Source organism: Gracilimonas qinghaiensis, from assembly GCF_046602855.1.
Taxonomy (GTDB): domain Bacteria; phylum Bacteroidota; class Rhodothermia; order Balneolales; family Balneolaceae; genus Gracilimonas.
The window spans coordinates 575,217-597,165 of sequence record NZ_JBKINJ010000002.1 but is presented as its reverse complement, the minus strand read 5'-3'; the positions used below and the strand labels follow the sequence as shown (position 1 = coordinate 597,165).

At 42.2% G+C, this 21,949-nt stretch carries 16 protein-coding genes; 11 read left to right on the top strand and 5 right to left on the bottom strand.

Translation table 11 applies throughout. The features are described from left to right. The first annotated feature begins 133 nt into the window (after positions 1 to 133). A complete protein-coding gene (locus ACKGJO_RS12505) occupies positions 134 to 3,001 on the top strand; it encodes a CHAT domain-containing protein (protein WP_411323777.1) in 2,868 nt (955 codons plus the stop codon). Between the two features lie 53 nt (positions 3,002 to 3,054). Here the strand turns inward: ACKGJO_RS12505 and ACKGJO_RS12500 are convergent, their stop codons facing one another. Together ACKGJO_RS12500 and ACKGJO_RS12495 are read right to left on the bottom strand one after the other, a co-directional pair. Then, positions 3,055 to 4,632, bottom strand: coding sequence for a M28 family peptidase (locus ACKGJO_RS12500; RefSeq protein WP_411323776.1), 1,578 nt, complete (start codon positions 4,630 to 4,632; stop codon positions 3,055 to 3,057). Positions 4,633 to 4,709: 77 nt separating this feature from the next. Continuing rightward, the gene (locus ACKGJO_RS12495) at positions 4,710 to 5,453 is read right to left on the bottom strand and encodes a segregation and condensation protein A (RefSeq protein WP_411323775.1); all 744 of its coding nucleotides are present in this window, start codon (positions 5,451 to 5,453) and stop codon (positions 4,710 to 4,712) included. Between the two features lie 96 nt (positions 5,454 to 5,549). Here ACKGJO_RS12495 and ACKGJO_RS12490 point away from each other — a divergent pair, with 96 nt between their 5' ends. Continuing rightward, positions 5,550 to 6,095, top strand: a complete 546-nt coding sequence (locus ACKGJO_RS12490; RefSeq protein WP_411323774.1) for an RNA polymerase sigma factor — start codon at positions 5,550 to 5,552, stop codon at positions 6,093 to 6,095. A 90-nt stretch (positions 6,096 to 6,185) separates the two neighbouring features. Next, positions 6,186 to 6,986: a tetratricopeptide repeat protein gene (locus ACKGJO_RS12485; RefSeq protein WP_411323773.1), complete on the top strand. Its 801-nt coding sequence runs from the start codon at positions 6,186 to 6,188 to the stop codon at positions 6,984 to 6,986. Between the two features lie 15 nt (positions 6,987 to 7,001). Here ACKGJO_RS12485 and ppk1 read toward each other — a convergent pair whose 3' ends face one another. Next, positions 7,002 to 9,245, bottom strand: a complete 2,244-nt coding sequence (gene ppk1, locus ACKGJO_RS12480; protein ID WP_411323772.1) for a polyphosphate kinase 1 — start codon at positions 9,243 to 9,245, stop codon at positions 7,002 to 7,004. A gap of 87 nt (positions 9,246 to 9,332) precedes the next feature. On the opposite strand from ppk1, the gene ruvB reads away from it, so the two are divergent. From ruvB to ACKGJO_RS12460, 4 genes are all read left to right on the top strand, one after another. Then, on the top strand, positions 9,333 to 10,349 hold the full coding sequence (ruvB, locus tag ACKGJO_RS12475; protein WP_411323771.1) for a Holliday junction branch migration DNA helicase RuvB: 1,017 nt from the start codon (positions 9,333 to 9,335) through the stop codon (positions 10,347 to 10,349). A 105-nt stretch (positions 10,350 to 10,454) separates the two neighbouring features. Then, positions 10,455 to 11,579 carry a methionine adenosyltransferase gene (gene metK / locus ACKGJO_RS12470; RefSeq protein ID WP_411323770.1) on the top strand — a complete coding sequence of 375 codons (1,125 nt, stop codon included), beginning with the start codon at positions 10,455 to 10,457 and terminating at the stop codon, positions 11,577 to 11,579. 225 nt (positions 11,580 to 11,804) lie between these two features. Next, a complete protein-coding gene (locus tag ACKGJO_RS12465) occupies positions 11,805 to 12,587 on the top strand; it encodes a DUF6962 family protein (protein WP_411323769.1) in 783 nt (260 codons plus the stop codon). A gap of 173 nt (positions 12,588 to 12,760) precedes the next feature. Continuing rightward, positions 12,761 to 13,975: an amidohydrolase family protein gene (locus tag ACKGJO_RS12460; protein WP_411323768.1), complete on the top strand. Its 1,215-nt coding sequence runs from the start codon at positions 12,761 to 12,763 to the stop codon at positions 13,973 to 13,975. 35 nt (positions 13,976 to 14,010) lie between these two features. Here the strand turns inward: ACKGJO_RS12460 and ACKGJO_RS12455 are convergent, their stop codons facing one another. Then, complete coding sequence (locus tag ACKGJO_RS12455; RefSeq protein WP_411323767.1) at positions 14,011 to 14,682, bottom strand: DUF748 domain-containing protein; 672 nt, start codon at positions 14,680 to 14,682, stop codon at positions 14,011 to 14,013. Between the two features lie 143 nt (positions 14,683 to 14,825). Between ACKGJO_RS12455 and ACKGJO_RS12450 the strand changes: the two genes are divergently transcribed. From ACKGJO_RS12450 to ACKGJO_RS12440, 3 genes are all read left to right on the top strand, one after another. Continuing rightward, positions 14,826 to 16,145 (top strand): amidohydrolase family protein, encoded by a 1,320-nt coding sequence (locus ACKGJO_RS12450; RefSeq protein WP_411323766.1) that lies wholly within the window; start codon positions 14,826 to 14,828, stop codon positions 16,143 to 16,145. After that, complete coding sequence (locus ACKGJO_RS12445; protein WP_411323765.1) at positions 16,142 to 17,332, top strand: amidohydrolase family protein; 1,191 nt, start codon at positions 16,142 to 16,144, stop codon at positions 17,330 to 17,332. The genes ACKGJO_RS12450 and ACKGJO_RS12445 overlap by 4 nt, the downstream gene beginning before the upstream one ends. Positions 17,333 to 17,504: 172 nt before the next feature. After that, complete coding sequence (locus tag ACKGJO_RS12440) at positions 17,505 to 17,825, top strand: nuclear transport factor 2 family protein (protein ID WP_411324089.1); 321 nt, start codon at positions 17,505 to 17,507, stop codon at positions 17,823 to 17,825. 124 nt (positions 17,826 to 17,949) lie between these two features. Here ACKGJO_RS12440 and ACKGJO_RS12435 read toward each other — a convergent pair whose 3' ends face one another. Beyond that, positions 17,950 to 20,532, bottom strand: a complete 2,583-nt coding sequence (locus tag ACKGJO_RS12435) for a M14 family metallopeptidase (RefSeq protein WP_411323764.1) — start codon at positions 20,530 to 20,532, stop codon at positions 17,950 to 17,952. 145 nt (positions 20,533 to 20,677) lie between these two features. Here ACKGJO_RS12435 and ACKGJO_RS12430 point away from each other — a divergent pair, with 145 nt between their 5' ends. Then, positions 20,678 to 21,928: an Nramp family divalent metal transporter gene (locus tag ACKGJO_RS12430; RefSeq protein WP_411323763.1), complete on the top strand. Its 1,251-nt coding sequence runs from the start codon at positions 20,678 to 20,680 to the stop codon at positions 21,926 to 21,928. Positions 21,929 to 21,949: the final 21 nt, after the last annotated feature.

The following is a 21,949-nucleotide window of genomic DNA, read 5'->3' as shown; positions in this document are numbered from 1 at the left end:
ATTTGATATTTTATTTATTAATGGTCAGAAGCAAAAAACAATATATTATTTTCACATGCAATAGGCTGAAAGGTATGACATGAGGGTGTTTTCAACGAATATAATAATTGTATTCAGTAGCATAATTTTTTCAGTGAGTGCCTTTGCTCAGGATCCGGATTCTCTATTCTCTAGTGGGCAGGATTTTTATGAGAGTGCTCAATACGATCAAGCTGCAAACAATTTTGAAGAATCAGGACAACTCTATCTGCAACTAGAGGATTCTGTAAACTGGGTAAGATCGATGTATAGGTATGGTGATGCATTGATGAGTTCGGGTAAGGTCCAGGAGGGTTTGAATTCCCTTCTTACTATTGATGAATTAAAGCCTGAGCAAACCCCTGATGATCTAAAGGCACTCATTAAAAATTACATTGGCTGGGCTTATCGTCAGCTTGAACAATATGATAATTCAAAAGAATACTATCTGCGGGCTATTGATTTTGCTAATTCATCAGAAGACTCAGTACTTATCGGCAGGCTTAACAATAATATCTCTTATGCATATCTCTATACCGGAGATTATGAAAGAGCATTTACTCATCAGAAAAAAGCCAAAGAAATCTATGAAGCAACCGGAGAAGAGTATCGGCTTTCATTTGTGCTGAACGGGATGTTCGCAACTCTTCGGGAATTGGGATTACATAACCAGGCAAATAAATATATACGCCAGAGTCTGGCTATCCGTGAGAAAGTGGGGAATCCAAACCTGATGGATATTGCTTACCATAATATGGCCGCCAGTTATAATGATATGGGCCAGCCTGATAGTTCCATTATTTATTACAGTAAATCACTGGAACTCTCCCGAATGCTGAAAAACCCCTATGATATCACGCAGACACTCATAAATATTGGAAACCTTTACTTGCGCTCCGGTGATCACGATAATGCACTGGCTTACTACAACGAGGCCCTGGAAACTAACTACAAAACAGACCGCCCCGTATCGATCGCTAAAAATCTCATGCAACTTGCTGGTGTTGCCATTCTAACTAACGACCTCGAAAATGCCGAGACTTTCTATATCGAAGCATTAAACTGGATGGAGCGAGCAGACTCACCTCAAACCCTTGCTGATCTCTATCTGGATTTTGCACAGCTTGAAATTAAAAAACAAAACTACAATAAAGCTGAGAATTATATCAAGGAAGTTTTTAACCTTTCAGGTGAAAAAGCTTATATGGATCAACAGATCAGGGGGCACTCACTTCTAGGCGAACTTTATAGCAAGCAAGGTGATCTTAATGAAAGCCTCCGGGAATTCACAAAAGCTTATATGCTGTCAAAAGAAAGATCTACCTCTAACAGGATATTCCCGGCGATCGACCTTGCTAGAGCATATCAAAAGATATCTTCAGACAGTTCCTACTATTATGCCGGTGAAGCTTTTTCGCTGATCGATTCTATAAGAACAAATGTGGCAGGGTTAGCCTTTCGCTCCGGCTTTTTTAGTCAATATGCCGGTTTCTACAATGAAGTAGCTTCGTGGTATATCGCCGATAATGAATCTGAAAAGGCATATGACCTGGTTGAATCAGCCAAAGCACGGGTCTTGATGGATGAGTTGGCAGAAGCTGAAAACAAATTCTTTCAGCAACTTGACGAGTCCACGCTCATCAAAAAACAACAGATGGGTAAGCAGATCGATCAGCTATATAACAAAATTCAACAGACTCAGGATGAAAACGATATTCGTGCGTCTAGGAATCAACTTAAAGACCTGGAATTCAAGTATCAAAGTTTTGTAAATGAGATCCGCCAGGATATTCCCGAATGGAAAAATTTTGAGTACCCGGAAGCCTTGACAGCTAAACAGGTAATGGCTTTGATTCCTGAAGAAACTGCAATTCTTGAGTTTGCTTATGCAAAACAAGAGCTCATGGTATTCCTTGTTACCGAAAATGATCTTAAGACCGTTCTTGTAGATAGCATTGCCGGGAAAAATCCAATGGAGCACCTTACAAACCTCATCAGTTCATACAGAAACAGGATCATTGAGGAGGCGCCGGTTAACGAACTAAATAAGCTTTCCCTCCCTCTCTTTGAGTTATTGGTAGAGCACCCCCTTTCCATTTCAAACGATCTGATCAGCAATCTGATCATTGTTCCCGAAGGAAATTTGACTTTTTTGCCTTTTGAAGCTCTTCATAATGGCACAAATTATCTGATCGAGGACATTAACGTCAAATACCTTCCATCTGCCTCCATCTATCCATTTATTCAGTCCCCACATAGGTCAACCAGTTTCGATATACTTGCTGTTGCTGGGTCCGGGTTTGTGGAAGGCACTTTAAGTACTGAGGTAAGCTCACAAGATAATTTTGCTTCTCTACCGTCAACACTGATAGAAGTTGAATCTATCGCAAAGAACTTTGACAAGGCCAAGATCCTCAAGAATGATGATGTAACCGAAGCAGGACTCAAATCACACAACCTCGGTCAATTCAGATTCTTACATTTTGCCACTCATGGTAATATAGATGAGTTGAACCCCTCTCAAAGCGGGTTAATACTTTCAAAAAAAACCGCTATTGAATCATTGTTTGGAGAGGATGGATATTTAAACAGTACAGAGATCTCCGGATTAAATCTTAATGCTGATCTCGTCACCCTAAGTGCCTGCAATACCGGTATGGGTAAGATCGTATCGGGTGAAGGTCTGATCGGCCTTCAGCGTTCTTTTCTGTCGGCCGGTTCATCTGCAGTTATGGTCAGTTTATGGAATATCTACGACCGCAGCACGGCTGATTTCATGTCTGAATTTTACAGTAAGCTAATACTTCATGAAGCTGCTGATTATGGGATCATGAACCGTACACTGGATTGGTTCGGCTTTTACCGACACCCTTTGTTTGATTATAAGACCAAAGCTTTGCGCGACGCCAAATTGTCTATGATCTCTCACCCTTATTACAGTCACCCGGTTCACTGGGCTCCTTTCATACTGATCGGAAAATAAAAAGGGATAGACTATTAAATCTATCCCTGAAAAGCCTGTATTTTACTGAAAGACTATCTTGGTTGTACCTGAGTTTTCTCAATAAATTCCTGGTTATCTACAACCGGCCGATCCGGGCTGTTCGCCAGCAAAGCCGTCAGGTTATAAACCAAATGAGTTCTTTGAAGGAGTGGTCCAAAAGTTATCTTTTCAATATGATCTTGTGGACGGTGATAGTCTTCATGCGTCCCATTAAAGAAAAACACGAAAGGCACTCCAAGCCGACCAAAGTTCCAATGGTCGCTTCTTCTGTAAAATTGGTTCGGATCTTCAAGGTCATTGTATCGTTTGCTCAGTGATATGTTTGGCCCCATTTCGTTAGCAACCCGGGTCAGGCTATCCAAACCGGAAGAGATGATTTCACCACCTATAATATATACATAGCTGCTGTCCTCAACATGTTCAGGGTCAACACGGCCGATCATGTCCATATTGATATTGGCCACCGTGTTCTGAATGGAATAAATAGGATGATCAGAATAATAGCGAGAACCGAGCAGGCCTTTTTCCTCTCCTGACACGTTCAAAAACAGCACACTCCTTTTGGGACCAACCCCAGCGTTCTTAGCCTTCATCATAGCTTGGGCAGTTTGAAGAGAGGCCGTTGTACCGCTTCCATCATCATCCGCCCCGTTGTATATGTTATCTCCGGTTGAGTCCGGACTTCCGATACCCACATGATCATAGTGTGAGCTCAAAACTACCACCTCATGTTTCATAGCTGGATCTGATCCTTCCAGAAAAGCCACGACATTTTGGGTCTGTACAATATTCTCATCGATCAGTGGGCGATGCTCCAACTCATAATTCAGATCATAAGCTTCAAATGAATCAGGCTGAGAAAAAATCCTTTCCTGCATTTGTTCTAGTGCCTCAAGGCTTTGCAAGCCTAACATCTTAGCCCCCAAAAGAGGGTGTACACGATTAAAAGCAGGAGCATTACCTGAGTTGTTGTTGTTGTCCAGGTATCTTAGTGAAAGGCCTCTACCCTGACCGAAGCCTGACATTCTGCTTCTAGCTTCTTGTTCAAAGTCTTCAACATCAGTTCCCACAATAATTATTGTTCCCAAAGCACCTTCTCGTGAAAGGACTGATTGCAGGTATCTCATATTCGTTATACCCTCTTCATAAAACACCAACACCCATTTATCGGAGAGGTCTGCAGAAAAATGATTTACCCCTGTTTCTTCATCATTGATACCGGCTCCAACAAAAACCACAGATCCTTCCAAGGGATCATTTCCACCAAATATGGTCACAAACTCTGCATACTCATTTTTGCTGTGAACCGATCTTTCAATGACTTCACCGTTTTCAGAATTCGTAAGAGTATATGAGATCTCATCGATGGCAGGTTGAACCAACTCATAATGCTGAAAATAAGAGTTATCATCTCCCACCGGCTTCAGCCCCATTTCATTATATCTTTTTGAAAGAAAGTTTGCCGCTTTTTGCTCACCAATGGTTCCGGTTTCGCGACCTTCTAATGAGTCATGAGCTAACACCGCCAGATCATTGTATAGCCCGTCAATAGTTATTTCATCTGCAAAAGAATAGATATCACCATATTGAGCACTTTTAGATCCATTCATTGTGCTGCATGAAACAAATGCTGCGAGCAAAATTAAGAGTAATATATTTTTTATCATTGTTTTAATGTGATTTAGTATTAGTTAGCACCGATGATCTCATCTACCGGTTTGAGATCGATATAAAATTCAGTTGGATCATCTTCCAGAAACAGATTGATCTGCTGTTCCTTGATCATTTCAAGAACTGCAAGAAAGGTAACCACCACATAGATCTTATTTTGCAGTGTTGAGCATACTTCCATAAAGGTTTGCCTTCCTTTTTCCTGCAACCGGTTCAGTACAAATTCAGCTTGTTCTTCGACAGTTGTGCTGACCTTTTCAACATGATGCACGATATTTTTTCTTTCAATATCCTGAAGCACTTTTTTAAATGCCGCGATCAGATCGAACATGGTCACATCCTGGAGCGCTTCTCCTGATGCCTGCTGCTCCACAGTATCAGCTTCCGGATAGCCTCTCATATATTTCTTTCTGGTCTCTTCATCCATGTCTGCCATCTTCTCAGACATTTCCTTATAGCGCTTATATTCCAACAGGCGCTGCACCAGTTCATACCGTGGATCCGTTTCATCCAATTCCTCTTCATCAGAATCTTCCCGGGGCAGCATCATCTTCGCCTTAATAGACATAAGCATACTTGCCATAAGGATAAATTCACTGGCTATATCAAGGTCTAATTCTTCCAGAAGATTTACATACTCCAGAAATTGTTTTGTGATGTATGAGATCGGAATATCGTAAATATCCAGTTCATCTCTCTTGATAAAGAAAAGCAACAGGTCTAAGGGGCCTTCAAAATTATTTAGCTGGACTCTATACATAACTCATAAAACTACACTGTTGAGGACTTAATTTCTTGTTTTCTTTTATACAGCTAATGTTATTTTAGGGTTTGATTTAACAAGTGTATTAAAATCATGGATTACTCGAAGTTTGTTGATGCGGTCCTGGAAAATGATGAATCAGTGATAACAAAACAGGTCAAGGTTATCACTGCCGTGCTCATTAAATTTCTTACTGTACGTATGAATGCCTCCTTCGAAGACGCACAGGATTGCGCACAAAATACACTCCTTATCGCAGTAGAAAAAATTCGAAATGACGAATTAACTCATCCTGATGCGCTTATAAATTACCTATTTACCACTTCAAAACATGAATATTTCAAGGTTATTTCGAAGGATAGGGAAGTAAATTATGAAGACCTTCCGGAACATCATTCCACTAATGCAGACCAACTTCACCGGTTAGTCGATAAAGAGAAAATGTCGCTTTTAAAGCAATGCATGGAGGCTTTAAAGACTGATTACAGAAAATATATTGAATACTGGTTTCAGAATCCGGGATACGAAACTTCCGTAGTTGCAGACCACTTTGATATTTCCATAAACAATGCATGGACCAAGAAGCACCGGATCATTAATGTCTTAAAAGAGTGTATTGAAAAAAAATTTCAAAAATAGTGTAAGGAATTGCTTTCTCATCGCTCTAACTATAGGAGCTCAGAATGTATTTAAAAATACATTCTGGCATTTTGATAAAAGATTATAACAATGAAAGATTCGAGAGAAAAAGAAATTCGACGGCAAATAGATGCCTATATAAAGGGCAACTTGGGCGAAGACCAAGTCCAGGCACTTTGGAATGAGTTTGCCAAAGACCCTGAACTGTTAGAACTGCTTGAACTAGAGGTTAATATTAAAGAATTGATCGAGCAGGAATCAGGTTCTTCACATAAAAAAGGATCATCTCAGGTATCCACTCGTAAACTACCTAAGTGGACTTGGTATGCAGCAGCGGCTGCTATCATTTTGGTGGCTTTGGTACAGCTTTTCCGTCTCGATAATGCAGTCAGCCTTGATCAGATGGTAGTGCAAACTATTGAGCCAGCTCAGATCGAGACCTCCAACGCTGTCAGAGCTAAGGATATGAGGATCACATCAGCTGACTCACTTTTAAATTTGGGTTTTCAGGCATTCTTATCCGGTGATGATGACAAAGCTTTGAACTTGTATGAAAAAGTGATCGTCGATCATAATGAAGAACCCTATATATCTAAAGCTTATTTGAATAAGGGCATTATTCATTATAATAATTACGAATACCAATTAGCGATCCGTTCTTTTAAACAAACCATTGACCGGGTCGAAAACAGCCGCATGATAACTGAAAAAGCATACTGGTACCTTGCGAATGCGTTTGTAAATATCGGAGAGCTTGAAGATGCAAGAAATGCTGTAACTAAAACGTATCAGCTTGATGGGGTATTCACAAGCCCGGCATTCAGGTTACTTAATAAGTTAAATGAAGAGCTGGGCTATTCTGATCTTGAAGAAACTGAACACATCAATTGAGAACTGATGCAATAGCTATCTTTCAGCCATAGGTATGGGTTCTCCTGCTTCTTTCATATGATTCATAAAAAACTCATGAGCACTTAGTTTGGAACTGCCCTTTTCTTTTTCGGCTCTCGTATAAGTTCCGTCACTGTTAAGCAGCCACCTCTGCTTGTTGTCGTTGAAGTATATGTTAAATGCGAACTGCAGATACTTCTTCAAGGTTTCATTTTCAATTGGAGTGATCACTTCTACTCGTGCGTCCAAGTTACGGTGCATCCAATCGGCAGAACCAATGAAATATTTATGTTCTCCCCTGTGATTGAAATAGTACAACCTTGAATGTTCCAGGTACCTGCCAATTATTGAGTGAACAGTTATATTTTCACTTAAGCCCTCTTTGCCCGGTATCAAACGACAAACTCCTCTTACGATCAGGTCGATATTTACGCCTGCTTCTGAAGCTTCATATAACTTCTGTATGATCAATGGGTCTTCAAGGCTGTTCATCTTTGAAATTATTCTTGCCGGCCGACCGTTTTTGGCTTCTTTGATCTCATAATCGATCAATTCTGTCATTTGCCGGCGCATATGATGTGGAGCTACAAGAAGCCTGTCAAACTTTTGTTCCGGTGCATAACCGGTCAGTAGATTAAATACATCGGTCACGTCAGAGCATAAGCTTTCTTCACAAGTGAAAAGGGCCAGGTCTTCGTAGAGCTGAGCAGTATCCGGGTTATAATTTCCGGTCCCAATATGACAGTATGTTCTAAGTTCATCTCCTTCTTCACGGACCACCATGGTCAGTTTTGAATGGATCTTTAAACCTGGAATTCCATAAGCAACATGCACCCCGTAATTCTCTAGTTTCTGGGCCCAGTTAATATTCCGTTCTTCATCGAACCGAGCTTTAATTTCTACCAATACGGCTACTTGTTTTCCTTCTTCTGCGGCATGCATCAGTGAGTGCATTAAAGGAGAATCTCGTGATGTTCTGTACAATGTTTGCTTGATCGCCAGCACTTTCGGGTCTCTGGCTGCTTCCTCAATAAAACGCTGGGTAGTCAGCTCAAAACTATGGTAGGGATGATGTACCATGAAATCACCCTTTCGGATCACCTCAAATATATTTGGCATTTCTTCATCAGGAGCATGGCGCAAGGCCGGGTGTAATACAGGGGTCCAATTTCTCTCTTTGAGCCGATTGAATCCCTCAAGTTTTGCGATATCTATGGCATCAGCCAGCCCAATAGTTCCTTTCATTTCATATACATCACTCCAACTGATATTAAGGTGCTCAAGCAAATATTTTTTAATGTGCTTTGGCATTGCAGCATCCAACTCAAGCCTGACGATCTCGGCAAACTTGCGTTCCCGTAATTCATCCTCGATCGTTTCCAAGAGATCCTCCGCCTCTTCCTCATTACGGTCAACTGAAGCATTTCTCGTTACCCTGAACATATGGGCAGAGATCACTTCCATACCGGGAAAAAACTGATTCACTTTTTCTCTGATGATATCCTCAATAGGCACAAGAATGACCTTATTGCCTTTTCTGTGAACCTGAATAAAACGGTTTCTGTTGGCAGGGATCTTAAGCCTTGCAAAGGTTTTTTCATTGGACCGCCTGTTGATCAGTTCTATAGCAAAAGAGAGGCTCTTATTAGAAATAAAAGGAAACGGATGAGATTCATCCACAGCCAACGGAGTAACGATAGGGTAAATTTGTTTTTGAAAGTACCGGTCACTAACGCTTTTTTGATAGTCGGTCAACTCTTGGTAGGCCTTGATCTGAATTCCTTTTTCAGCAAGCTTCGGCTCCAGGTCTTCAAAGAAACAGGCCCGGTATGATTCGATCATGTCCTGAACCTCACTGCGTACGGCTTTAAGCTGATCGGTAGGCGTCATACCGTCAACTGATAACTCTTTCACCTCAGCCAGCTGTTGTCTTTTCAACCCACCCACTCTTTTCTGAAAAAACTCATCCAGGTTTGAACAGACAATGGATACGAATTTTACCCGTTCAAGTAATTTATTTTTCTCATTCCATGCTTCAGCCAATACACGTTCATTGAACTTTAACCAACTTAATTCGTAATTAAAGAAATACTCACTTCCAAAGATCTTCAGGTTACTGGAGCGCAGGTCTTTATGCATTCCCTTTTGTTTCAGGATCTCATTTTTTTTGGGATTTGCTAATTTCTTGGCAATCTTTGCCTTATGCGTGACCGAGGGATCCAGGCTCATTTCATCCGGTGATAGTGACGTCTTTTTCATGATTGCTTCGATTAATTAGCTGCGCATTTAGCTCTGAAACTAAGTATTATAATATAAACTTAGCGTTAACAAATACACGATTATAACGTGAATAATCCCCTTTTAAATCCCGAGGAAAAGGAAGAAGCCTTTGAACAGACCGTCCGACCCGGTTCACTTGAGGAATTTATTGGACAGAAAAAGGCTATTTCCAACCTCTCTATTTTCATTAAAGCCGCCCGCCAACGAGGTGATGCCTTGGATCATGTGATCCTTTCCGGCCCCCCGGGACTTGGTAAAACAACTTTATCCTATATCATAGCTAATGAAATGGGCGTTAAGATTCGCCCCACTACTGGCCCTGTGTTAGAAAAACCGGGAGACCTGGCCGGTATGCTTACAAATCTCGAAGAAGGTGATGTGCTTTTTATCGATGAGATCCATCGTCTCAACCCTGTGATAGAGGAATATCTGTATTCAGCCATGGAAGATTACAAGTTGGATATTGTGATCGACTCAGGCCCCAATGCAAGAAGTATACAGATCGAACTGAATCATTTTACGCTGGTGGGTGCCACCACAAGAAAGGGCTTATTGACCGCACCTCTCCGTGCGCGTTTCGGAATCGATATGCGATTGGATTATTATGATGTGGAGCTTCTTCAGCGAATCGCACTTAGAACAGCCCACCTTATGGGTCTGCAAATTACCGAGACGGGGGCCCATGAAATTGCCCGAAGAAGTCGCGGAACGCCACGTATCGTAAATAAACTTTTGCGCCGAACCCGTGATTTTGCCCAGGTTGATAATGTTACAACCATCGATGAAAAGATAGCCGATAAAGCCCTGAATGCCTTGGATGTTGACCAAAACGGATTAGATGAAATGGACATCCGGATCCTCAAAGCCATCATCGAAAATTACGATGGCGGTCCTGTGGGATTGAGCACCCTTGGGGTAGCTGTCGGTGAAGACAAAGGCACCATTGAGGAGGTGTATGAGCCATTCCTGATCAAAGAAGGTTTTATGCAGCGAACTCCAAAAGGCCGAATTTGCACTAAAAAGGCTTACCGGTATTTAAATATCAGTACATCAGAGCCAAATGGGAATTTATTTGAATCCTGATATTTTTAACCATAAATCTTTTTTAACTTCGCATCTCAATTTATTGAGTCTATAAACTATAGTCATACCTAACCGAAAGCACCTTATTTTAAGTTTATTAAACACATGAAAAATCTTTTTACCTCTGAATCCGTATCCGAAGGACATCCGGATAAAGTTGCCGATCAAATATCAGATGCCATTCTTGACGCCTTGCTTACTGACGATCCTGAATCCCGCGTAGCCGTAGAAACCCTTGTAACCACCGGTCTTGCCGTAGTTTCCGGAGAAGTTACTACCGATGCGTATGTGGATGTCCAAGAAATTGTTCGCGAAGTGATCCGCGAGATCGGCTACACCAAACCATCCTACCGTTTTGATTCTGAAAGCTGCGGTGTGCTAACGACTATTCACACTCAGAGTCCTGACATTGCTATGGGCGTTGATAAGGACGGAGCCGGAGATCAAGGTATGATGTTTGGATATGCCACCCGGCAAACTCCGGAATTCATGCCTATGCCTTTGCAATATTCACACGACTTGCTTCGTGAATTGGCTCGTATCCGTAAAGAGACCCGCCTGATGCCTTACCTTGCGCCGGATAGCAAGAGTCAAGTTACCATCGAATATGATGATGAAGGGAACCCTAAACGTATTCATACTATTGTTCTATCTACTCAGCACGACGAAGGTGTAGAGCAGGAACAAATTAAAGCCGATGTCAAAAAGCATTTAACCCACAAGGTGTTACCTGAAGATCTTTTAGACGATGACACGATCTATCATGTGAACCCAACCGGTAAATTTGTGATCGGTGGCCCGCATGGAGATACCGGTCTAACCGGACGAAAGATAATTGTTGATACTTATGGTGGATTTGGTGCCCACGGCGGTGGTGCCTTTTCAGGAAAAGATCCGTCCAAAGTTGACCGAAGTGCCGCCTATGCTTCCCGTCATATCGCAAAGAATATCCTGGCTGCCGACCTTGCTGATGAATGTCTTGTTCAGTTGGCTTATGCTATCGGTGTTGCTGAACCTGTTTCCATAAACGTGAATACCTATGGAACAGGTAAAATGAGCGACACCAAAATGGCTGCAATGATCTCAAAGGTTTTTGATTGTACGCCAAAAGGTATCATTGATAGATTTAACCTGAAATCACCAATTTATCAGGAAACGGCAGCTTACGGCCATTTTGGTCGCGAACAATTTCCCTGGGAAAAGCTGGACTATGTAGATAAACTGGGCTAGAGAATATTGAACATCGAACAGACGAGTGTTCAATATTGCATTATTACTGACTTGCTTCGACACTTTATGTCGAAGCATTTTTTTACTCTTAAATTTCATTAGACTCATACCCAACTTCTCGCTTGAGTATGCTTGACTGAACTTCCGGTTCCTTACATAATATTCTTTCCCTTCGACAATCTCTTCTTTTCTGTTATTTTCCGTGAATTCTTAATTCGTGCATACATGGAAAACGACGTCGTACAATCTGCCTCCGGTCAGCCATCTATAGAAGTATTTGGTATCACCATTATGGAACCGATGGTTACCTTTACCGACCTTTGGATCACTGCTGTATGCTTATTTGCTCTACTAAAACTCATCAAGCTCAATAAAAAGGGAAAAGTGCATCAGTACATGCGATGGTATTTTGGCATCATGGCGGTGGCTACTTTTTTGGGCGGAGTGTTAGGGCACGCTTTTCAATATGCTGTAGGTCTGGAATGGAAACTCCCAGGCTGGCTTATCAGTATGCTAGCCGTAATGGCGATAGAGCGCGCCTCTATTATGCACGCTCAACCCGTTATCAATGATAAATTTGGCAAGTTTCTGGAGGTTGCCAATGTGGTGGAATTACTTACTTTTGCTGTTATCACCTTTAGCACCTTAAACTTCTTCTTTATACAAGTTCACTCTGCATATGGTTTAGGATTAGTAGTGTTACCTCTTCACTTTTTGGTCTATTGGCGAACCAGGAATGAAGGCAGCCGTATCTTTTTCCTAACAGTTATCTTCGCCACACTTGCAGCCTTCTTTTACACCAGTGAAATTGGATTACACACATGGTTCAATCATCTGGATGTGGCACATACGGTGATGGCCATAAGCATGTATTTCTTTTACCGAGGCGCACGTAAACTGGAGGTGTTAAAACCTGAAGATATCAAAGAAGATAAAGGTTCTTTTAGTAAAACTGTTCGCGACGCCATTGACAGTTTGAAAAAGAACTTTAAAAGAGAGACAGTTTAAATTGACCTAAAATTTCATATTCTTACCTACAAACAATCTTAATTGATCCTACAATGAAAAACCTTGCTTTATGTCTGTTATTGAGTTCCTGTTTCATAATGTCTTGCACCTCATATCAACCACAAACTGCATTTACTAATGTCTCTGTTCTTCCCATGGACAGTGATGTTGTCATGGAAGATCAAACCGTTATTATTGAAAGAGATCGCATCGTTGAGATTGGTCCTTCAATGGAAGTTAGAGTTTCATCTGATGCCACAATCATTGACGGAACCGATAAGTATCTAATGCCCGGATTAGCTGAAATGCACGGCCATGTTCCGCCAAGTAATCCCGGTCCGAACGCGCCTGATTATTTCAATGAAGAATATGTGAAAAACACCCTGTTTTTGTACGTTTCGGCCGGTATCACAACCGTTCGGGGAATGCTGGGGTATGAAGATCAGCTCTCCCTGAAGGACAGCGTGAATTCGGGTGCTTATATTGGACCAAATTTATATCTCGCCGGACCAAGTTTTAACGGCAACACCATTTCCTCGCCTGAAGAAGCAAGAGAGCGAGTCCTAAGACAACATGAGGAGGGTTGGGATCTGCTGAAGATCCACCCCGGACTATCCCTTGAAGAATATGATGCTATGGTTGAGGCGGCCAATGAAGTGGGCATTACCTTTGGGGGGCACGTTGCGGAAGATGTTGGCGTGATACATGCCATCGAATCCGGACAGATCACCATCGACCACGTTGACGGGTATGTGAGTTATTTGAGCCAATTTGTAGGGGATGAGAAAGAAGAAAGGTTGGCTGAGGTCATCAGGCTAACCAAAGAAAACAACGTTTGTATCGTCCCAACAATGGCCTTGTGGGAAACCATTATAGGAGCCGCAGACTTTGAAGCTATGAAAGAATACAATGAGCTTAAGTATATACCCCCTGCTGTACGGCAGAACTATTTCAATTTTGCTAACGATCCTCAGACAGGATATACCATTGGAAATCCAACCGAACAGGCTGAATTTCGTACAAAGATCCTTTCTGAAATGAATAATGCCGGCGTTAATATCCTGATGGGAACCGATGCTCCGCAATTATTTAGCGTACCCGGTATTTCGATTCACAGAGAACTTCCTCATATGCAGTCGGCCGGCATGACCAATTTCGAGATACTGCAAAGCGGAACCAAAAACGTGGGAGAATATTTTGCAGACTGGGACGATTTTGGAACTATTGCTGAAGGACAACGAGCCGACCTCATTTTATTAAATAGCAATCCCTTAGAAGATCTGTCAGTCATTCAGGATCACTTCGGTGTGATGGTGCAGGGTAAATGGTACTCTAGAGAAATGATTGATGAAAGGTTGGCAAAAATTGAAACTCTTTACGCCAAATAATGGATCATCTCTCGTAGAACACTATTCTTTTGAAATCAATTGTCAAACAGATCCTTAACTTTATTTTCCAGCTGTTCGGTTACGCCGCTTTTCAGTGCTTCTTCCATGGCCTGTTGAAATAAAGGCTTTAAGATTTGCCGTACACTTTGTTTGACGGTATTATTTCCATTGCGCCCAATATCATTCAGTGTAAACTCTGCAAGAGTAACCTCGGTAGTCCGATCTCTTTCCAAGCTACTGCTCACCGTTACCTCTGCATCCTCGATCAGCAAATAATCAATAACTAAAGAGGTTTCAGATGGTTCACCAGAAGCCAAATCCATGTTATCATTTAGCTTTTTGAGATTTACACCCATACCAATTTGCTCGAAAAAAAGGTCTGGGTTTTTTACAATAATTTCATTCACTACGATCTGATCGGAGAAGAGTGATAAAATATCAACTTTCATGGAAGCTTCCTGAATATAAAACGCCGGTTCTTCACTAAAATCTTCGGGATTTTGAACAGTGAATCCATTGATCGTTCCGCTACCGCCAAATATTGAAACACTTACATTATCAACCGTAACACTGGTTTGTAATAATTCCGAGCCATTCTCTTCAATTCCGGATTTGATCATACCATCTAGTGACCACGTGATTACCAGTACCGCGGCTATAATAATCACTAAAATTCCTGCTAATATTTTTAATCCTTTATTTTTCATGATTTTAGTCTATCTGATTTGTAACAATATTTATATAAACTACTAAAGATTGTTCCATTTTCCACTTTTTACGAAGCAACTCTTTTATGACACCTGTTTTTTTATAAATTGGGCACATCTAAATTTTAACTAATCATATTCTTATGAAAAAACCGATACGAAGCTTATTGCTCGCATTGGTTTGTGTGCTTTTCTTTGGAGCAGAAGGATTTTCACAATCCACTCCACAAGTTTTTAAGGGCGCTCAGATCATACCTATTTCAGGCGAGCCTATCAATAATGGCGTTCTTGTTGTTGAGGACGGTAAGATCACCGCAGTTGGTGGTCCCAATACCCGAATTCCAACAGATGCCGATGTTCATGATGTTTCCGGACATGTAATCATGCCGGGACTCGTTGATACACATTCACACGTTGGTGATGGCGACGGCGGCGACCGTTCAGCCACGCTACACCCTGATGTACGCATTCTGGATTCTATTGACCCAAGAAGTCCTTCTTTTAAACGAGCCTTAGCAGGAGGTATAACCTCTGTGAACGTAATGCCGGGTTCAGGGCACTTAATGAGTGGGCAAACCGTATATCTGAAGTTGCGCAAAGCTAATGTCATCGAAGACATGCTGTTATACACGGATGAAGAAAAAACCATTTATGGCGGACTTAAAATGGCCAACGGAACCAATCCCAGAGGTAACCCACCTTCAGCCGGCACTAGAAGTAAAGCTGCCGCTATGGTTCGTGAGTTATATGTAAAGGCTCAGGAATACAAAGCCAAGATCGAGGCCGCTGACGGAGACGAAAGTAAAATGCCCGCGCGCGACATTGGAATGGAAACCCTGGTTGAAGTTCTTGAAGGCAAAAGAATTGTACACAATCATACGCATAAGCATCAGGATATTCTAACGGCTATGAGACTAGCTGAAGAATTCGGCTACAGACTTGTATTGCAACACGTAAGTGAAGCATGGAAAGTGGCTGATGAGATTGCTGATGCTGATCACGTCATCGGTGCCTCCATCATCACTCTGGATTCATTTGGCGGTAAAGTAGAGGCAGCTGAGATCAGAAACTCCAATGGTAAGCATCTGGAAGAAGCCGGAGCTCTTGTTGGTTTTCATACCGATGACGGCGTTACTGACTCCAGAATGTTTTTACGCCATGCTGCCCTCGGTATCCGTGAAGGCATGAGCCGTGATGAAGCTTTAAAGGCTGTCACTGTAGCAAATGCTATTATGATGGACATAGATGAGAGAGTAGGTACTCTTGAAAATGGAAAAGATGCTGATTTTATCATTCTTGATGGAGATCCCTTTAGTGTTTACACACACATACAGGAAACCTGGATCGAGGGACAAAAAGTCTGGGACCGCAGCAACGAAGAGGATAAAAAATATGCCACCGGTGGATATCAGATCTATCCCGGTACTATTCATACACATCACGGAGAAGGAGGTTTGAAATGAGATTATTTAAACAATTAATATTGCTGCCGGCACTTTTACTTACATTCAGCTTCAACACCGAGGCACAGATCGCTGTTAAAGGTGAAACCGTTTATACCATGGCTGGCCAGCCTATTTTAAATGGCGTGGTTCTAATCAAAGATGGGAAAATTGAACGCGTAGGTTCTGGCATCAATATTCCTTCAAACTACGAAGTATATGAAGCCAAAGTTGTCACTCCGGGCTTCATCGATGCTCACTCAGTGGTTGGCCTTGCCGGCCACTTAAATGTAGACGATGATCAGGATCAGCTTGAAACATCCAATCCGATTCAACCTGAATTACGAGCCATTGATGCCTATAATGCTCAGGAAGCTTTGGTTGGATTTTTGCGTGATCATGGAGTAACAACCGTTCACACAGGACATGGACCCGGAGCTCTAATCAGTGGCCAAACCATGATCGTCAAAACCACCGGCGAAACGGTTAACGATAACTTGATTGAGCCATCAAAAATGCTTGCATTTACTTTGGGTAATAATCTGAGCCGTGCTTTTAGTAAGCCCGGAACACGAGCCAAAGGAATTGCCATGTTGAGACAGGAGCTTGTCAAAGCTCAGGCTTATCTCGAGAAGAGAAGTGGTGAGGAAGAACACAGTAAAGATTTGGGTATGGAAGCTTTAGCCGACTTACTTGAAGGTAAGAAAACAGCCCTCGTCACAGTTCATAAAGCCAATGATATCATGTCGGCCATTCGCCTACAGGAAGAATTTGGCTTTCCGATGATACTGGATGGAGTAGCTGAAGCCTATATGGTCATGGACGAGATCAAGGCCGGCGGTTATTCTGTCATCATTCACCCATCTATGATCCGACCCGGTGGTGATGCCAAGAATGCATCCATGGAAACAGCCTCCAAGCTTCACGATGCCGGTATCCCGTTCGCCTTCCAAAGTGGATATGAAGGATATGTACCCAAAACCCGGGTCGTTCACTATGAAGCTGGAGTAGCAGCAGCCAACGGATTGGGAAAAGAAAACGCTCTTAATATATTAACCATTGATGCTGCTAAACTTTTGGGAATCGATGAACGCGTTGGTTCTTTGGAAAAAGGAAAGGATGCGGACGTGGTAATGTTCAACGGCGATCCGCTTGAATACGTTACTAACATAACAGGTGTGATCATCAACGGCGAAAAAGTAAAATGACCTGTAAACATATATGAATACATCATTTAAAGCAACTAAAAGAGCCGGCAGAAATTCCGGCTCTTTTTGTTAAAGCCGGATGCAAAAAGATGCTGAGTTCCTGGCGTCCCTGTTTACACAGTATGCGGAATTTGTAAACGTTGTCGGACTATGGTGACATACCAAAGATGACATCAGGAAAGCACATGCTTATGGGTTTGAGAATATATTTGAAAATTCAGATCTCAAGTTTCTGAAAACCTCTGTAAAATTTCTATCTGATGAAATTGCTGTTGTTCATACCCGCATGAGGCTAAAGGATCAAACCCCTATAAAAGAAAACGAGGCTCCGTCTCTCAGACATAATTTTTTCAGCTTTGTAGTCAAAAAAGAAGACGACAAATGGCTTTGCGAATCTACCCATAACACAGATATGATTCCAGGCGCTGAGACCAATTTGAAAGATGATAAAAGTAATTTGAGATCGGTTAATTATCGTGATAGGCAGGCTTAAAGAGTCTTCGACTCTGCATATTATGTACACCGGCTAGCTGAGCCATTAATCCTTACAAACATAAAAAAGCCCCGATGTAAATATAAACACCGGGGCTTTCTATCTATCCTATTCATTAAAAATATCAGTTCGTAGTACTTCCGCTAATATTGTTTCCAAAGAAAATAGCGTTGGCAAACAACTTGTTGGTTCCATACCAGAATGCACGGAAGTTTGGATTGTCTGTCATGGCAATGACGTTACCACGGCCAAATCCACTTACCACAACCGCACCGGAACCTTTGATCAGATCCAGATTTTCATCGTTACTGTATCCACTTGCAAGCGGATCTTCTTCAGCATAGTACAATGGTGTGGAATAAGGGTTTTCTCCTTTCTGAATAAATAGGGTATTATTTTTAAAGACAGTCAGGTCTTCACTATTGAATCCATAACCCAATGGGTGTGTCAGATCAAGTTTTGCATTAAAGATACTGCCACCTATTACATCAGCTCCCCGGTCTTGACCGGATTTGATATATGGACGTACTGTCACCGTTGAATCTTCATCCTCACCACGGTCAACGTATTCAACGTTAGCCAGTCCATGCGATTTAGCCCAGCGAATCGCATTTTTGAACACGAGTAAAGTGCCACCCTGACGAACCCATGTTTTCAAATTCTCAGCCGCACCATCAGAAATACTGTAGGAACTTGCAATGATCACATTATAACGACTCAGATCCATACGATTCAGATTCTCGTTCTTAAGGATAGTCATTGGCATGTGATACCGCTGGTCAAGCAGATGCCAGGCTTCGCCCACTTCACTGGAACTGGTTCCCTCGCCTCCAATCATTGCTACCTTTGGCTCCTGTAGCATCTCAAAGTTTCGGCTACCCAAATCAATACCTGATGGGGTCAAACCTGTCGGCAATTGATATACTGTTATTCCATCCTCTTCTACGATGGTATTGATGATATCATGTACCTTGTCAGGATCATTCTGGATACCCATGGAAACCATGATGGTTCCATAATCAAATTGTTTTGCTCCGTTGGTGATCACTGACTGAAATGGTCTTGAAGCTACCTTAACCCGGGCACCGTTTGCCAGTAATCTGTAAACAGCTCTTGGGGCGTAGTATTCATCCCACTCAAAAGCATAAGCATACTCAGCTTTATTGCCGATCAACTCTCCTTTCAGTTCAACATCCTCTAAAGTAAAATCTGTACCAAGCATATTAGAATCGTAATCACGATCCAATTCAGCAAATGGCAGATTGAAAGCATATGGCATGGTCCATGTAGAGACGTCATAAAACAGGCTATCAGTGAACTCGATCCGGCGTTCGAACATCGCCGTCATCAACTTGTATTGTTTTTGATTTGTTGGCGCTATGTAAGCCTCTCCTGCTTTAAAATCTCCATAATCGCGACTCAATTCATACACATCGATCTGATTTCTTTCCAGCATCTCTGCCAGGTGCATACTGCGTGCCTGGTCTGCTTCCTCTCCAAATATATAGGCCTTGATTGGTGCATTTTCTGCTTCCTCAGCCGACTCCTGATAGAATTCTCTCGTATTTGCAAGCAATTCTTCTCTTAATCCCTGAGCAGCTTCAAGGGTGGAAAGTGAGGTCACAAATTGATTTCGGATAGTGAATGGAAACTCCAGAATTCCGTGAATGCTTTCCTGTGCATGACCGCGTGAACTACCCTGCTCAAACAGAATGCCGATCGAGCCGTTTACATCAGGGTAGGTTGATCCTTTTCCGTAATAGAAATCATCAAAGCTTTCTTCAGAGTAATATAAAGATTGGATATCATCGAGAGCTTCAGCATGATATTCAGCAATAGCTCCTGTCAGTGCTTGATTACGCTGTGGTGTCAAAGGATGCGTTCGGGAAGGTATGCCGGGCTGAAAGAAAAAGGTGGAGTTGGTTCCCATTTCGTGATGGTCGGTCAGGATCTGTGGCACCCACTCATGAAATTTAGCAACTCTACCCTGTGATTCCGGATGGATCATAGGCATCCAATCTCTATTCAGATCAAACCAATAGTGATTAGTACGCCCCCCCGGCCAGGTTTCATCAAACTCACGGCTTTGCGGATCGGTTACCAGCACATTCTTGCTCTTGTTAGTGTTCGCCCAGTGAGCAAAACGATCTAAACCATCAGGATTAATACTTGGATCTACATTGATGATAGTATTATCCAGCATGTTATTGATCTTAGATCCCTGTGCAGCGGCCAGGTAATAAACAACCGCCAAAGAGGAATTGGAGCCACTTGGCTCGTTACCATGAACGCTATAACTCATGGTCACTACGGCCGGCATCTGAGAGAGATCCAGATCATCAGACACGGAAGCATCGGTCAGTTTCAGATGGTCTTCCTTGATCTGATCAATATTTTGATGATTTTGCGGCGAAGTGATGGTAAGCATTAGGAGCGGACGATTTTCGTAGGTCCTTGCATACTCTGTGATCTTTACACGGTCAGAAGCTTCCGCCACTGCATACATGTAATTCACGAGCTGATCATGACGAACGTGCCACTCTCCCAGCTCAGCATCTAATATTTCGGCAGGCTTTGGAATACTTTGGTCATATGTAACATCATCGGGTAAATAATAGTCGAGCGTGACGGGCTCAGGATTCAATACCTGAGCGTGAACCATCACCCCAAATAGCAACGAAAAAACAGCTGTAAAGATAGCTTTCATGGGCTTTTAATTTAATTAGTGTTTATATCTTTAATTACGAATAGTATGGTACTACTTCAAAATGAAAAATGTTTTTAAAATGATTTAGTGAGACTACTATGGTTTATGTATCATCACAAACCTTGAATACTTAATAATTCTACCATTGATCAAGATAAACTCTACCTTTAAATACGCATTTGGCCCCGGCCTTATTCTTGCGGCAGCGGCAGTTGGCGTCTCTCACCTGGTTCAGTCCACGCGCGCCGGAGCTGATTATGGGTTCACACTTGTGTGGGCGGTGATCCTGGCCAGCTTAATGAAATATCCTTTTCTAGAGTTTGGTCCACGCTTTGCAGTTGCTACGGAAAAAAGCCTTATTGAAGGGTACCAAAAAATGGGCAAATGGGCATTATGGATCTATATCATTTTTACGCTTGGAACCATGTTTGCCATACAGGCGGCAGTAACTATTGTAACAGCTAGTTTGGCCATTGAACTAACCGGTTTCAATCTGCCACTGCTTGCTTGGTGTGTGATCATTCTGGCAATCTGTGTCACTATTTTGATCCGGGGACAATATTCCGCTTTAGACTCTATCATTAAAGTGGTGATGGTTGTATTGAGTCTATCTACCCTTGCTGCTTTTGGTGTGGCTCTTTTTGACGGTCACACTCCATCCCTGACTGAAGCCCCCTCTATCTGGAATGTAGCGGGCATCACTTTCCTGATCGCTTTAATGGGCTGGATGCCAATCCCCATCGATGCCGCAGCCTGGCATTCACTGTGGACCCTTGAGCGCAGTAAACAGACCAACCACCGGTCAACTCTCAATGAAAGCTTGCTGGATTTCAACATCGGATATATCGGTTCAGCGATACTTGCGCTAATATTCCTGGGACTCGGGGCCATGGTCATGTTTGGAGCAGGCGTTAGCTTTTCATCTGCCGGAACCGCTTTTGCCGGACAGCTTATCGATCTTTATACTCAAACTCTTGGTGAATGGGCGCACTGGATCATTGTCATCTGTGCCTTTACCACCATGTTCAGTACCACACTCACCGTTACGGATTCCTATCCCAGAGTCAGCCGGGAGATCATCAGAGTGCTGGATCCAAATTCAGTGAAAATTTCAAAACTATTTTCTTACAAGAACCTTATGATTCTCATTTCATTAATCTCTATTGGATTGCTCTACATAACCGGCAGTCAGTTTACATACATCATTGATCTTGCCACCTCCCTTTCATTTTTAACGGCACCGGCCCTGGCCTATATTAATTACAAGCTCATTACTTCCGATCAGGTGGATGAAGGGTTCCAACCTAAAAAATGGTTGATCTATCTCAGCTGGATCGGCTTGGTCTTTCTAACCACTTTTGCCCTTATATTTTTCTACTGGCGATTTTTCATGTAAGCTGTTTTTAATACTTATTAT

What these genes read in the sequence shown, in the direction of transcription:
- ACKGJO_RS12500 (WP_411323776.1), bottom strand. Translation starts at nt 4,632, where the DNA reads ATGAATGGATCTAAAAGTGCTCAATATGGTGATATCTATTCTTTTGCA.
- ACKGJO_RS12495 (WP_411323775.1), bottom strand. Translation starts at nt 5,453, where the DNA reads ATGTATAGAGTCCAGCTAAATAATTTTGAAGGCCCCTTAGACCTGTTG.
- ACKGJO_RS12490 (WP_411323774.1), top strand. Translation starts at nt 5,550, where the DNA reads ATGGATTACTCGAAGTTTGTTGATGCGGTCCTGGAAAATGATGAATCA.
- ACKGJO_RS12485 (WP_411323773.1), top strand. Translation starts at nt 6,186, where the DNA reads ATGAAAGATTCGAGAGAAAAAGAAATTCGACGGCAAATAGATGCCTAT.
- ppk1 (WP_411323772.1), bottom strand. Translation starts at nt 9,245, where the DNA reads ATGAAAAAGACGTCACTATCACCGGATGAAATGAGCCTGGATCCCTCG.
- metK (WP_411323770.1), top strand. Translation starts at nt 10,455, where the DNA reads ATGAAAAATCTTTTTACCTCTGAATCCGTATCCGAAGGACATCCGGAT.
- ACKGJO_RS12465 (WP_411323769.1), top strand. Translation starts at nt 11,805, where the DNA reads ATGGAAAACGACGTCGTACAATCTGCCTCCGGTCAGCCATCTATAGAA.
- ACKGJO_RS12460 (WP_411323768.1), top strand. Translation starts at nt 12,761, where the DNA reads ATGGAAGATCAAACCGTTATTATTGAAAGAGATCGCATCGTTGAGATT.
- ACKGJO_RS12455 (WP_411323767.1), bottom strand. Translation starts at nt 14,682, where the DNA reads ATGAAAAATAAAGGATTAAAAATATTAGCAGGAATTTTAGTGATTATT.
- ACKGJO_RS12450 (WP_411323766.1), top strand. Translation starts at nt 14,826, where the DNA reads ATGAAAAAACCGATACGAAGCTTATTGCTCGCATTGGTTTGTGTGCTT.
- ACKGJO_RS12445 (WP_411323765.1), top strand. Translation starts at nt 16,142, where the DNA reads ATGAGATTATTTAAACAATTAATATTGCTGCCGGCACTTTTACTTACA.
- ACKGJO_RS12435 (WP_411323764.1), bottom strand. Translation starts at nt 20,532, where the DNA reads ATGAAAGCTATCTTTACAGCTGTTTTTTCGTTGCTATTTGGGGTGATG.